The organism is Gilliamella sp. Pra-s60 (assembly GCF_009795755.1).
Taxonomy (GTDB): domain Bacteria; phylum Pseudomonadota; class Gammaproteobacteria; order Enterobacterales; family Orbaceae; genus Gilliamella.
On the sequence record NZ_WTFA01000011.1, the window covers coordinates 1 to 13,089 of the forward strand.

At 36.5% G+C, this 13,089-nt stretch carries 11 protein-coding genes; 8 read left to right on the forward strand and 3 right to left on the reverse strand.

What is annotated here, in order from left to right:
• The first annotated feature begins 298 nt into the window (after nt 1-298).
• From GQ596_RS08105 to GQ596_RS08115, 3 genes are all read left to right on the forward strand, one after another.
• Nucleotides 299-457 carry a hypothetical protein gene (locus GQ596_RS08105; RefSeq protein WP_160401174.1) on the forward strand — a complete coding sequence of 53 codons (159 nt, stop codon included), beginning with the start codon at nt 299-301 and terminating at the stop codon, nt 455-457.
• A 46-nt stretch (nt 458-503) separates the two neighbouring features.
• Complete coding sequence (locus GQ596_RS08110) at nt 504-923, forward strand: four helix bundle protein (RefSeq protein WP_160401175.1); 420 nt, start codon at nt 504-506, stop codon at nt 921-923.
• A gap of 236 nt (nt 924-1,159) precedes the next feature.
• A complete protein-coding gene (locus GQ596_RS08115) occupies nt 1,160-2,356 on the forward strand; it encodes a sugar efflux transporter (RefSeq protein ID WP_160401176.1) in 1,197 nt (398 codons plus the stop codon).
• 73 nt (nt 2,357-2,429) lie between these two features.
• Here GQ596_RS08115 and GQ596_RS08120 read toward each other — a convergent pair whose 3' ends face one another.
• Nucleotides 2,430-3,287, reverse strand: coding sequence for a neutral zinc metallopeptidase (locus GQ596_RS08120; protein ID WP_160401177.1), 858 nt, complete (start codon nt 3,285-3,287; stop codon nt 2,430-2,432).
• 219 nt (nt 3,288-3,506) lie between these two features.
• On the opposite strand from GQ596_RS08120, the gene GQ596_RS08125 reads away from it, so the two are divergent.
• From GQ596_RS08125 to GQ596_RS08140, 4 genes are all read left to right on the forward strand, one after another.
• A complete protein-coding gene (locus tag GQ596_RS08125) occupies nt 3,507-4,400 on the forward strand; it encodes a DMT family transporter (protein WP_160401178.1) in 894 nt (297 codons plus the stop codon).
• A 323-nt stretch (nt 4,401-4,723) separates the two neighbouring features.
• Nucleotides 4,724-6,229: a glycine betaine/L-proline transporter ProP gene (gene proP / locus GQ596_RS08130; RefSeq protein WP_160401179.1), complete on the forward strand. Its 1,506-nt coding sequence runs from the start codon at nt 4,724-4,726 to the stop codon at nt 6,227-6,229.
• A gap of 233 nt (nt 6,230-6,462) precedes the next feature.
• Entirely contained in the window at nt 6,463-7,269 is an 807-nt protein-coding gene (locus tag GQ596_RS08135; protein WP_160401180.1) for a siderophore-interacting protein, read from the forward strand.
• Between the two features lie 18 nt (nt 7,270-7,287).
• Entirely contained in the window at nt 7,288-7,869 is a 582-nt protein-coding gene (locus GQ596_RS08140) for an ACP phosphodiesterase (RefSeq protein ID WP_160401181.1), read from the forward strand.
• A 104-nt stretch (nt 7,870-7,973) separates the two neighbouring features.
• Here GQ596_RS08140 and GQ596_RS08145 read toward each other — a convergent pair whose 3' ends face one another.
• Together GQ596_RS08145 and ilvY are read right to left on the reverse strand one after the other, a co-directional pair.
• A complete protein-coding gene (locus tag GQ596_RS08145; RefSeq protein ID WP_160401182.1) occupies nt 7,974-10,211 on the reverse strand; it encodes a 3-hydroxybutyrate oligomer hydrolase family protein in 2,238 nt (745 codons plus the stop codon).
• A gap of 129 nt (nt 10,212-10,340) precedes the next feature.
• Nucleotides 10,341-11,243, reverse strand: a complete 903-nt coding sequence (ilvY, locus tag GQ596_RS08150; RefSeq protein WP_160401183.1) for an HTH-type transcriptional activator IlvY — start codon at nt 11,241-11,243, stop codon at nt 10,341-10,343.
• A gap of 208 nt (nt 11,244-11,451) precedes the next feature.
• Between ilvY and prfC the strand changes: the two genes are divergently transcribed.
• Complete coding sequence (prfC, locus tag GQ596_RS08155; RefSeq protein ID WP_160401184.1) at nt 11,452-13,044, forward strand: peptide chain release factor 3; 1,593 nt, start codon at nt 11,452-11,454, stop codon at nt 13,042-13,044.
• Nucleotides 13,045-13,089: the final 45 nt, after the last annotated feature.

A 13,089-nucleotide genomic window follows, 5' to 3' on the forward strand; every position in this document is an offset into this window, starting at 1 on the left:
ATCATCATGGCAACCTAACAAATATCCCCCGATTGTGGATAGTGCGTTTATTCAAGAGTTAAAAAACTATTTCAGCCAATAGCAGAGCACACTGTGCCCGATGGGGCTATCGCTTAGGTTTAGCGTTTAAATCGGGTGATAGAAAAAGGGCTACAAATAAGGTCAGCACCTTTCACGGGAAAAGTCAGTAAAAGTTACAAACGGCTTTTTACGTTATTTAAGGGCGAATGCGGCAACGCAGTAAGCTGGTAGTATTAAGATTAAGGTGCAAAAACGGGCTACATGAACAACTACGCTGATGCGGGCTTCGTCAACAACTACTGGACGAGCGACGCAACAGGTAGCAACCAGTTCAATGTCAACTCGAACAACGGCAACGTCAACAGCAACAGCGCTTCCAACAGTAATTACGCTGTTTGCACCGAGGCCTTATTACAGTGTGCTCTGCTATGGGTGAATTGGAATTAATGGATATAAACTGTTTTCTGTTTTGTAGGACTATTATGCATAATAAATTAACTAACCCTACTCAATCAACTTTTGTTCAACCTAAAATATTTAATGATTTAGTCACATTATACCAATGCTATTGGCAAACGCATTGTCATTTACCTAAATCGTTTAAATTTACTACAGGCGAAGCGATTTTAACCGAGCTTACAGGGGCAATACGCTTTGCGGTATTGTCTAATATCGTTGACCGAGATAACACCGAAGAATGCCAATCAGCCGTCAAACAGTTACAACTTATTCGTGCTTCGTTAGATGTGATTAAAGGGTTGTTGTGTGTGGGTTGGAAGATGAAAATGATTTCGCACGGTGCTTTTGCTTCATTCAACCAATCCATCGACAACATCCAAAAACAGACTACTGGCTGGCAACGTTGGTTTATGGCGCAGGTGGATGATGAGGATTTAAACTAAATTTAAAGCAAAATTAAAAAATCGCATTAGTTTAAATCTTTTCATTTAATAAAAAAATGTTGTATTAGTTGCAAAAAAATGGTCAGGAAAGGTATTGATTTTATTGAAGTTTTTATTGGCTGTTTTTTTGATAAAAAACAGCACTCCTCCCCCTAGCTCACTTCCCTTTGAATTTTATTACTTTTATGCCAATTTTAAGTATATAATCGGCACAAATCCCTCTACTATGTATTGTTATGACTAAGATATCTTCGTTTCGTCAAAAACAGAGCGTTATTTTTATTGCTTTTTTAGCCACTACGTTTATTGTTGGTGTGGCAGGGGCGTTGCAATCGCCTACGTTAAGCCGTTTTTTATCGTTTGAAGTAAATGTTAACCCCCGTTTGGTGGGGTTGTTTTTTTCGGTGAATGCGTTAGCAAGTATTATTGGTAGCTTTTTATTAGCTAAATATTCAGACAAAAAAGGCGATAGGCGACATATTGTTATATTTTGTTGCTTAATGGGCGTTGCTAATAGTGTGATATTTGCCTTTTCTCGGCACTATGTTGTTTTGATTACGCTGGGTGTTTTATTCGCGGCTTTATCATCGGCGGCAATGCCTCAAGTTTTTGCTCTTGCGCGTGAATATGCGGTAAAAACAGGGCGCAATGTGGTGGCGTTTAATTCGTTAATTCGTGCACAGCTTTCTTTGGCGTGGGTGATTGGACCGCCACTTTCATTTGGTTTAGCCGTTCATTATGGTTTTACTGCCATGTATTTAAGTGCCATGTCTATGTTTGTTGTGGCAATGTTGTTTGTTGCGTTTTTTTTACCGTCGGTTGAAAAAAATCCAACCTCACAACTTGATAATTCGATTGATATAAAATCAACCGAACAACCGCTATTTAAAAATAGAAATGTAGTTTGTTTATTGCTTTCTACTGTGTTTATGTGGACAGCCAATATGATGTATATCATCGATATGCCACTTTATGTGGATTCTGTATTACATTTATCAAATTCATTACCTGGGCAATTAATGGGGTTAGCGGCAGGTATTGAAATTCCTGTTATGTTGATTGCAGGCTATTTAGTCCCAAAATTGGGCAAAAGAAATTTATTTTTTATCGCCATTGTTTGTGGTTTGTTATTTTATATCGGTATGATTTTATTGACTAATAAATTTGCTTTATTTGCTTTGCAACTTTTTAATGCGCTTTTTATTGGTATTGTGGCAAACATTGGTATTATTTATTTTCAAGATCTGCTACCAACAAGAATGGGAGTCGCCTCTACCTTATTTAATAATGGTATTATTTGTAGTGTGATTTTGGCAGGTGTAATTCAAGGCTTTGTTTCTGAGTCTTATGGGCATGAGGTTATTTATTGGATTGCATTTGCGATGGTGGCCATTTCATTGCTGTTTTGTGCTTTGGTGAATGATAAAAGTTGATGACGGTCGTTGCTAAATTGTCTTCCTAATTAAGGAAGACAATTATTAACGTTTTTACTTTTTATTCAGCAAATTATTCGGCAAAGGTATTGCACTGACTAAGCGAACCGTTATCAAATCCTTTTTTAAACCATGTATAACGCTGTTTTGATGAACCATGGGTAAAGCTGTCTGGCATAACATAACCACTACTTTGTTGTTGTAATCGGTCGTCGCCAATGGCTTGTGCCGTTTTTAGTGCTTGTTCTATATCGCCCACTTCAAGGATGTTCTGTTTTTGCATTGCATTACCCCACATACCCGCATAACAGTCTGCTTGTAATTCTAATTTTACCGATATTTGGTTTTTGGTGGTGTTTGATTGTCCTTGTGTTAGTTGTTCGACTTGGTTAAATGTTCCAAGTAAATTCTGTACATGGTGTCCCACTTCGTGGGCGATAACATAACCTTGTGCAAAATCTCCCCCACCGCCAAGGCGTTGTTTCATTTCTTGATAAAAGGAAAGGTCTAAATATACCGTTTTATCAATATTACAATAAAATGGTCCCATCATTGCTTGACCAGTACCACACGATGTTTGGGTTGCGCGAGTATATAGCACCAATTTAGGTGGAACATAAGTTTTGCCTAGGCGTTGGAATTGTTCGCTCCAGTAATCTTCGGTACTGGCTAAAATGATCGAGGTGAATTTGGCCGCTTCGCGGTCATCTGCGGTATATTCCGACGAGGTTTGTTGTGTGCTGTCTGGGGTTGTTAGGTCGGAACCGAGTAATCCCGTTAAATCAACACCATAATAACCTGCCACTAAAACCACAATAAATAAAGCAATTTTGCCTTTGCCTTTAATAGGGATTACGGTTCCCATTCCACTGCTTGATTGTGAGCGGCGATCTTCGATGTTGTCGCTCTCTCTTTGGTCTTTCCAACGCATAAGGAGTACCTTGTCAGTTTTGATTTTGTTATTTTAATGGATAATGATTAAGGATACTAGATTAAGTCAATGCTATCGTTGTGATTTGGAAAAATAATAATGAGCAAAATGATAGTAGTAGGTAAAAAATGTAATGAAAGGGGTTATTCTTTTGCATTAATTTAGGTATATAATGTGGCTAAATTCCATCGTATCTTCATTCTGATATCAGGGTATTATATGCCGTATCTATTGCTGACTTTAGCTGCTTGTTTTTGGGGCGGAAATTATGTTGTTGGGCGTGTTTTGGTAACGCAAGCCGATCCCATTGTTATATCTGAAGGGCGTTGGGTTATTACTGCTGTGTTGTTATTAGGATTGTATCATCATCAAGTATGTAATGATCTTTCTAAAATTAAAAAGTCGATTGGTCCGATTTGTTTATTGGCAATTTTTGGTCAGATCTTGTTTCCTTTAACGCTTTATGTTGGATTGCAATATACTTCGTCGCTTAATGCATCAATTTATCTTTCGGCAACGCCAGGTATGGTTTTGGTGATGAATAAATTATTATTTAATGATTCAATTTCAAAAAATAATATCTTAGGTGTGTTGTTTAGTACCATGGGTGTGATTTATTTGATTTTACAAGGTAATCTAACCAATTTAAATTCATTGAGTCATATTAATAAAGGTGATCTGTGGGCAATGGCTTCGGCAATGAGTTGGGCATGTTATAGTGCCTTTTTACGTTTAAAAGATAAGTCGATTGCAGGTAATGCTTTTGTTACCGTCAGTGCCGTGTTAGGCTCTTTGATGTTATTGCCTATTGCTTTAGTGTATTTTTATTTTTATCCTGTTGAAAATTTAGCGCATTATACTGATAGCAGTTTCTTGCTTGGTATATTGTATATTGCTATTTTTGCTTCTTGGCTATCTTACTTGTTTTGGAATAGGGGGATTGCTGAAATTGGCGCAAACCGTGGGCAGATCTATACTCACATTATTCCTTTATCTGGCGGTGTTTTTAGTATTCTATTTTTGCACACCGAAATTGCCAACTTTCATATTATCAGTACATTGTTTATTGTGATTGGTATTTACCTTTGTTCGAAAAAAAACGATGGTTCATAATTACATTTAGCAAAAGCAAAATGAGGGTGTGTAGTGGTTGCATTTTACAAAATGGGATATTTTGTTATACTTGATGGACAATTTTTGTGAAAAGGAATTGTTTTACTGTTATCAAGTCGCAATATAGCTAGTCGAAATTACTTACCTGTTTTTGCTTTTTATTTTCCTCTTTTTTGTTTTATTGGATTTTGCATCAATCTTTATTAACTGTTTTAGCGTATTTTTTGTAATATCAATGATGTTCATTTTGTATTACACAATGATATCAATGGTGTTACTTCGTTATTCCTTTTCTTTGTCTAAATTAAAATAGGCGGTATGTTATGAAAAAAGCAATAAGATTTAAAAGGAAGCCATTAAATATTAATGATATTACCATTATTGATGATAACAAATTAAGAAAGGCAATTATTGCAGCAGCACTGGGCAATGCGATGGAGTGGTTTGATTTTGGGGTTTATGGGTTTTTGGCGTATGTTTTAGGACAGGTGTTTTTTCCTGATGCGTCGCCAAGTATTCAAGTTGTGGCTGCTTTAGCGACTTTTTCGGTTCCTTTTTTAGTGCGTCCATTAGGCGGTTTAGTTTTTGGTGTGCTTGGTGATAAGTTGGGGCGCCAAAAAATTCTTTCTGTCACTATTATTATTATGTCACTCAGTACATTTTGTATTGGGCTTATTCCTTCTTATGCCACCATTGGTATTTTTGCACCGCTTTTATTATTACTCGCAAAATTAGCTCAAGGGTTTTCGATAGGCGGTGAATATTCAGGTGCGGCAATTTTTGTTGCAGAATACTCGCCAGATCGTAAGCGTGGATTTATGGGGAGTTGGTTGGACTTTGGTTCGATTGCTGGGTTTTTAGTTGGTGCTGGCTTGGTCGTACTATTATCAAGCATTCTTGGCGAAGTGAAATTCCAAGATTGGGGCTGGCGAATTCCATTTTTGTTTGCCTTGCCATTGGGATTGATTGGTTTGTATTTACGCCACGCATTAGAAGAAACCCCCGCATTTCAGCAACATACCGATGAGATGGAAAATAATGAAAATACAAATACCGCAAATCCTCCTCAAATGACTTTTAAAACGATTTTCACTCAATATTGGAAGAGTTTGTTAGTTTGTGTTGGATTGGTGATTATTACCAATGTCACTTATTATATGTTGCTTACTTACATGCCAAGTTATTTATCGCATAACTTAAATTATCGTGCTGATCATGGTGTGTTGATTATTATCGCTATTATGATCGGAATGTTATTTGTACAACCTATGATTGGTTTGATTAGTGATAAAATTGGACGCAGGCCTTTTATTGTTGGGGGAAGTTTAGGGTTACTGATTCTTGCTTATCCTGCGTTTATGATGATTAACAGTGATGTTATTGGACTTATTTTTATTGGTTTATTGATTTTAGCTGTGCTACTTAACTGTTTTACAGGAGTAATGGCCTCTATTTTACCTGCTATTTTCCCAACAAGTATTCGTTACAGTGCTTTGGCTATATCCTTTAATATTTCGGTACTTATTGCTGGGGCAACACCAACCGTTGCCGCTTGGTTGGTTGAAGCGAGTGGTGATTTATATATGCCAGCCTATTATTTAATGGTAGTTGCGTTAGTTGGGTTGGTGACAGGTTTAAAAATGAAAGAAACCGCCAATAAACCGCTTCGAGGTGCAACACCTGCCGCATCGGATCGCTCAGAAGCCAAAGAGATTTTATCGGATCACTTCGATTCGATAGAGCAAAAAGTGGAAGATATCCAGCAGCAGATCGATACTTTACAAAAACAGCGCCAAGATTTGGTGGATCAGCATCCTAAGTTAGATTGAAGATAATATATTTTTTTTAATAAAAATATCTTTTTACAAATATTAAGAGTTTAAAAGACGTTATCTGTCTTTTAAACTTACCTTATTCATTCGCGTGGCTTACTCATTATGCTTAGTGTTTACATTTTTAGGTGGAACAAGTTATCTATTTTTTCGATTGTAAAAATAGCATTGTCCTAACATTTTTTGTTGTATGATGATTTTAACTATTAAAAATGTAAGGATTGACTGCTATGGATGAAAAAAACCAAAAAAATAAAATAAAGAAAAAAACCATTGTTAATTCATTATTAACAGTATTGAAGGTTGAAAAAATATCACCTAGTTTTATTCGTGTGCAGTTTAGTAGCGATAAATCATTTGATGTTAATCCATTATGGATTTGTCCACATTTAAAGCTACTCTTTCCTGATCCTTTAACTGGCAAAATTGCGTTCCCTAAGCTTGATGATAATAATAAAATTGTCGTTGATGATAAGTTACGTCAGCTAGTGCGTAGCTATAGTGTGCGTGAATTTGATAGTGTCACTAGTCAATTTTTTGTTGATTTTGCTATTCATGATACAGGATTGGCTTCGGTGTGGTCTCAAAAAGCTAAAGTTGGCGATCAGATTGGTTTGATTAGTATTGGTAGTAAGTTGCAGTTTACTAATGACTATTTGGTGTTAATGGGGGATGTTTCGGCTGTGCCAGCGATTTGTTATACACTTGAACATCTTCCTAAAAGGCAAAAAGCATTTGCTTTTATTGAGGTTAATCATAAGAATGATATGGTGTCATTGTCCGATAATAAAAATATTGAGGTTCGTTGGTTTGTGAAAAATGCAGGTAATCCTTACCAATTAGTTGATGCGGTAATGAATGCCGATTTATTAGGGCACGATAAGCTGTTGTTTTGGGGGGGAATGGAGCGTTCGCTGGCACAATCTGTTCGTCAAGCGGTTAAGGATAAATATATTCATTTGTCGTTAGATGCTTTCCAGATTACTAGCTATTGGCGAGAAGGTTTTGCTGAAGGTGAATTTAAACATCGTGAATAATTGATTGTTATTATTTTTATGAATATTTTGGCTCATTTGCATTTGGCTACATTAGCTGATAGTTCGTTAATTGGTAATACCGTAGCGGATTTCATTAAAGGCGATCCTTATGTCGTTTATGATTCTGATATTGCTGATGGCATTATGCTACATCGTAAAATCGATAGTTTGACCGATAATCTATTTGAAGTTAAGCAAGCCAAACTGCTATTTCGAAAATCACATCAACGTGTTGCTTCCATTACATTAGATATTGTGTGGGATCATTTTTTGTCAAAACATTGGGCAAGTTATGGACTACAGGGTAGTGTCGCTGAATTTAATCAAACAACAAAAGCACTTATCCAACCTTATGTTACAGCTTATTCTGTCGAGTATCAGCATTTTATGAATGCAATGTGGCAAGGGCAATGGCTTGAAAATTATGCTTCTATTGATTTTGTTGGTGATGTGTTAAGAGGCATGGCAAATAGGCGACCAAAATTATATTTGTTAAAAGAAACGATCGTTGATATTAAGCAACATTATGCACAATTAGAGTCGTTGTTTTTTTTGTTATATCCTAAAATCTGTTTGGTAGTAAAAGAGGGGATTTTTTAAATGAAGTTGGGCGCTATCGATTTAAATTATTTTTTTATTCTAACTGTTCTTCAGTCTAAATGTTCTTAAGTTTAAATTCGATAGCGATTTAATTATATAGTCTATTAATTTGGTAGTATTAAGTTACCCTTGTCATTTTGAATAATTTCTTTGCTATTTGGTAATTGTTTTATCGGCTGTAGAGTTTTACTAGTTAGTGGGTTCGCATAACCACTTTTTCCTCCTCGGGCCTTGGCATGTACGACTTGGCTTACTGGTAATGTAGCTTCGTTGGTTAAGTTAGCCCATAACCATTCAATAGCATCTTCGCCATAATAGTCAATAGGTAATAATGTATTGTCAAATGGTGCTCTACCATCTAAGTAGCTTGCGTTTTCAACTTCAATGTATCTTAGTTGAGATTGTTTACCTTCAACCAAGCTATTTAATGCTACATAAGGGCGTGATGTGTAGTTTGGTAGCTGTTTAACATTGTTACGGCCATGTATAATAAAGGTTTTTATACCATGTAAGTTGCCTGATGCCATAACTTGCTTTATGCCTTGTTTAACCCGAGGTTCTTGTGACTTTTTATAGACACAAATTGATCCAGTAGTACCATAATCAACAGTGGTTTTTGATTGTGAACTTGAGTAAAATTCACGTCTTGGTGTATTGAGATCACCATTTTCAACCAAATCCAAAATTGTTGCATTATGTCCATTCCAAAGCGGTAAATGACTGTTTGTCATTCCCCATATCTGTTCAAACGATATTTCTTCTAATGGTGCTACTTTACCACTGTAGTAAATAGGCGTTTGTTGGGTACTTGCTACCGAAAAATCACACATGTTTTCAGTGACATCATATTTGCCATAAGCGCTAATGTATTGATATGGTAGGTCGATGGATTCGGTGTAGTAAAAATACGGTAGTTGAATATCCATATTTGGAGTCCAACCGTTTTTGTGTAATTTTTCTAAGGCTTCTTGTGGCGTTCCTTTGGTGAGTAATTTTGCTTTTTTTAGCGCATTACACCGTTCTTGTGAATAAAGAAAATAATTTGCATAAGGTATATAAGTATCATCTTTATTAGGTTTTATTGCTGGGATCGCACATGGTATATATAAGGCGCCGTAAGCACTGTAATTTGCAATGGATTTGGCTTCTAGTTTTTGTGAAGCATTATTGCCAATTTTGAGTGTGACCTGCGTTTTATCGATATTGGGTTGAATTTGTGGATTGACTGCCACAATACCATCAATTAGGTTTTGGTCATCTAATTCGCCTGCTTTTAGTGCCGCTCCACCACCGTCGCCGGCACCGTATACTAAAACAAGGGTATTATCTTTGTTGTAGATAATTTGTTGATTGGTTGAAAACATACTATTGAGTTCATAAAAGGCAAACTCAATAGATCTTAATACATGTTCCCCCCAGCGTGCTTCAGCATTTAGTTTTGAGTGCAACTGTTTTACTGCGTAGCGATGAGGGTATTTTTTGATGTATTGTTCTCTGTTTTTTATTGAAGGACCAAATAAAATATTACCATCTTTTACTTCGCCCCATACGGTAAAACCAAGCTTGTGTTTAATATCATAAATACCACTTACTCCTTTGTCGTTATATACCACTGCGCAATTATGGCGAAGTCCCCATAATCCTCGGATTTGTATATCTTTGGCATTGTATATTCCGTCTGAGTCAATAGCAGGAATAGCAACAATGCAAGGTTTGTTTTTATTAAAATCAAGTGGAATTTGTAATAACATACCTACGCCGTCTTCCCTTTGTACGGCGGATATTTCAGTGCCTGCAATTTTGCCATCAAATAGAGGAGTTAATTCTTGTTTTCTAAAACCAAATAATGTTCCTTCACCAATTTTAGTGTCAATATAGCGGTTTAGCTTGGCTTGACGGCGTTCTTCAAAGTTTGGTTTGGTTGGGATTTCCACTTCTGGTGTAATAATGCTGGTAGATAATGGCGTAAAGCCAAGACCTGCAGTAGCAAGATCGTTTTCATCACCATCATAGTAAGCTAAGGTGCTACGAACTAGCCACTTAGGTTTTGTGATTGCACTGCCAATTTGAAAGTTATTATTGGTGTTTACATTAGCATTGGTTGTCAATGCTTGTGGTGAAGTTGTGATTGTGTCGTTATTTTTATTGGCGTCTGAATTAGTATTTGCTTTATTGTTAGTGTTTTTATTTTTGTTAGCATTGGTATTTTTTTTCGATGTAGTTGTTTTTGTGCTTTTGTCCGTTTTGGTTGATTTTGTTGGATTGCTTTGTGCGGTTAATGGCATGGAAAAAGCGACAAGAAGTATTAATGAGGTTAATGTTTTTATTGTTATCTGTTTCATTTTTAATTCCATTATAATGACGTTTAGCTATGTTATATTTTGCTAAAAACACGTTGGTGACGGGTTAGTTTGTCACACCTTTATATTCCGGTTTTAGTCTTTAATTTATGATTATATATTATATTTTAGTTATTCGTTATTGGGCAAATTTAGATTGCTAATTTCCCAGAAAGCAGCAATAATTTTTTCAGATAGTCGCCTTTTTTGCACACAAATACCAACATCAAAGGGTTCCATCAAGTTAGTAGACCATTCGGTTATGCGATCTTTTATCCGTTCTGGGCTGTTGTCCATCACGACTTTTGGTAATAAGGCGACGCCACAACCTAAAGCAACCATTGATACAATGGCTTCGTGTCCTGCAACTGTTGCATAGATTTTGGGATTGGTAATTTTTCTTTGTTTAAACCATAAATCGATGCGGTGGCGGCTTGGTCCATGTTCTGGCAATATAAAGGGAATATTATGCCAATCGGGTTGTTTTTGATGCAATTTATCGCTAAACGAGCTATTAAGTTTTGGGATTAGCAAGACCATTTCAATTTCACCAAATTTTAGAAACTCAATACCAGTTGGAAGTTGTTTAGGTTTGCCTGCAATAGCCAAATCGGCCATATTGGTTTGTATTTTTTTTACTGCATCGGCAGCATCACCAGTTGATAGTTTAATTTCAACGAGTGGATAGAGACTTCTAAAACGATCCAATATTTCGGGTAAATGGCTATATGCGGCAGTGACTGAACAAAAAAGTGTTAGTTCGCCAACAATTTGTTGATTAGGTTGATCTAAATCGTGTTTTAGCTGTTGGTGCATATTTATTACTTGTTTAGCAAAACGTTTTACCTTTTCGCCTACTTGGGTGATTTGCACTTGTCTGTTGTCGCGAATAAATAGTGGATGTCCAAAGTGCTCTTCAAGTCGTTGGATCTGCCTAGATAAGGTTGATGGGCTAACATGCATTGCATTTGCGGTTACACCGAAGTGGCAGGTTTCGCATAAATGTAAGTACAGTTTTAAATCACGAATGTTCATAATAAATTCCGGTTTTATACTTAAATGCATGCTTTCCAGAAACTTTTTATAAGAAGCTAGTAAGCAGTAAATTTTGCATTACTGATTAGGCAGATATTATGCATAGATAAATAAATAAGGCAAATTACGTTGCGTATAACGTTAATGGCAAAACAGGCAGATACCTGCTAAAATGGGTGATTATTTTTGTGTGGGTTAAAATAGTTTTATGACAGAACAAGCTTATTTAGACGAGGTTAATGCACGTCGCACTTTTGCAATTATTTCTCACCCCGATGCGGGTAAAACAACTATTACCGAAAAGGTATTGTTATTTGGTCATGCAATCCAAACCGCAGGTACAGTTAAAGGGCGTGGTGCTAATGCTCAGCATGCTAAATCTGATTGGATGGAGATGGAAAAGCAACGTGGTATTTCAATTACTACCTCTGTGATGCAGTTTCCTTATAATGACTGCTTAGTTAATTTATTAGATACACCAGGGCATGAGGACTTTTCTGAAGATACTTATCGTACGTTAACAGCAGTTGATAGTTGTTTGATGGTGATCGATGCGGCTAAAGGGGTTGAAGATCGTACACGTAAATTAATGGAAGTGACACGATTACGTAATACGCCAATTTTGACGTTTATGAATAAGTTAGACCGTGATATTCGTGATCCAATGGAATTGCTTGATGAAGTCGAAAATGAACTCAATATAATGTGCGCACCAATTACTTGGCCAATTGGTTGTGGCAAATTATTTAAAGGTGTTTATCATTTAGCTAAAGATGAGACTTATCTTTATCAATCAGGTCAAGGTCATACTATTCAGGAAGTTCGTATTATTAAGGGGTTAACAAATCCCGATTTAGATTTAGCGGTCGGCGATGATCTAGCACAGCAACTACGTGAAGAACTTGAATTAGTACAAGGGGCATCTAATGAGTTTGATTTAGATGCCTTTTTATCGGGCGATTTAACCCCCGTCTTTTTTGGTACGGCATTGGGTAATTTTGGTGTTGATCATATGCTTGATGGTTTAACTGCTTGGGCTCCAACACCACAGCCTCGTCAAAGCGATAAGCGTGAAGTTGAATCATCAGAAGAAAAATTCAGTGGCTTTGTGTTTAAAATTCAAGCCAATATGGATCCAAAACATCGTGATCGTGTGGCATTTATGCGTATTGTGTCGGGGAAATATCAAAAAGGTATGAAGTTACGCCATGTGCGTGTTGCTAAAGATATTAATATCTCTGATGCTTTGACGTTTATGGCCGGTGATCGTGAACATGTTGAAGAGGCTTATGCTGGTGATATTATTGGTTTACATAACCATGGAACAATTCAAATTGGTGATACCTTTACTCAAGGTGAAGATCTTAAGTTTACGGGTATTCCTAACTTTGCTCCAGAATTGTTCCGTCGCATTCGTCTGAAAGATCCGCTAAAACAAAAGCAACTTTTGAAAGGACTTGTTCAGCTTTCAGAAGAGGGGGCTGTACAAGTGTTCCGTCCATTAGCAAATAATGACTTAATTGTGGGAGCTGTTGGGGTTTTACAATTTGATGTTGTGGTTGCTAGATTAAAATCTGAGTATAACGTTGAAGCCATCTATGAGCCGGTTAATGTGACAACAGCGCGTTGGGTTGAGTGCTCAGATGTGAAAAAACTGGAAGAGTTTAAACGTAAATGTGAACAGAATTTGGCATTGGATGGGGGGGATAACCTTTCCTATATTGCGCCAAGTATGGTTAATTTGAATTTGACCGAAGAGCGATATCCCGATGTTGAATTTAGGAAAACTCGTGAACATTAAATGTTCATTTTCTAATGATAAATTTATTAAGATACATTCGTGTTT

Excerpts from the sequence above, each read along its gene's own strand:
- GQ596_RS08145 (WP_160401182.1), bottom strand. The coding sequence starts at position 10,211 with ATGAAACAGATAACAATAAAAACATTAACCTCATTAATACTTCTTGTC.
- GQ596_RS08110 (WP_160401175.1), top strand. The coding sequence starts at position 504 with ATGCATAATAAATTAACTAACCCTACTCAATCAACTTTTGTTCAACCT.
- ilvY (WP_160401183.1), bottom strand. The coding sequence starts at position 11,243 with ATGAACATTCGTGATTTAAAACTGTACTTACATTTATGCGAAACCTGC.
- GQ596_RS08135 (WP_160401180.1), top strand. The coding sequence starts at position 6,463 with ATGGATGAAAAAAACCAAAAAAATAAAATAAAGAAAAAAACCATTGTT.
- proP (WP_160401179.1), top strand. The coding sequence starts at position 4,724 with ATGAAAAAAGCAATAAGATTTAAAAGGAAGCCATTAAATATTAATGAT.
- prfC (WP_160401184.1), top strand. The coding sequence starts at position 11,452 with ATGACAGAACAAGCTTATTTAGACGAGGTTAATGCACGTCGCACTTTT.
- GQ596_RS08120 (WP_160401177.1), bottom strand. The coding sequence starts at position 3,287 with ATGCGTTGGAAAGACCAAAGAGAGAGCGACAACATCGAAGATCGCCGC.
- GQ596_RS08125 (WP_160401178.1), top strand. The coding sequence starts at position 3,507 with ATGCCGTATCTATTGCTGACTTTAGCTGCTTGTTTTTGGGGCGGAAAT.
- GQ596_RS08140 (WP_160401181.1), top strand. The coding sequence starts at position 7,288 with ATGAATATTTTGGCTCATTTGCATTTGGCTACATTAGCTGATAGTTCG.
- GQ596_RS08115 (WP_160401176.1), top strand. The coding sequence starts at position 1,160 with ATGACTAAGATATCTTCGTTTCGTCAAAAACAGAGCGTTATTTTTATT.
- GQ596_RS08105 (WP_160401174.1), top strand. The coding sequence starts at position 299 with ATGCGGGCTTCGTCAACAACTACTGGACGAGCGACGCAACAGGTAGCA.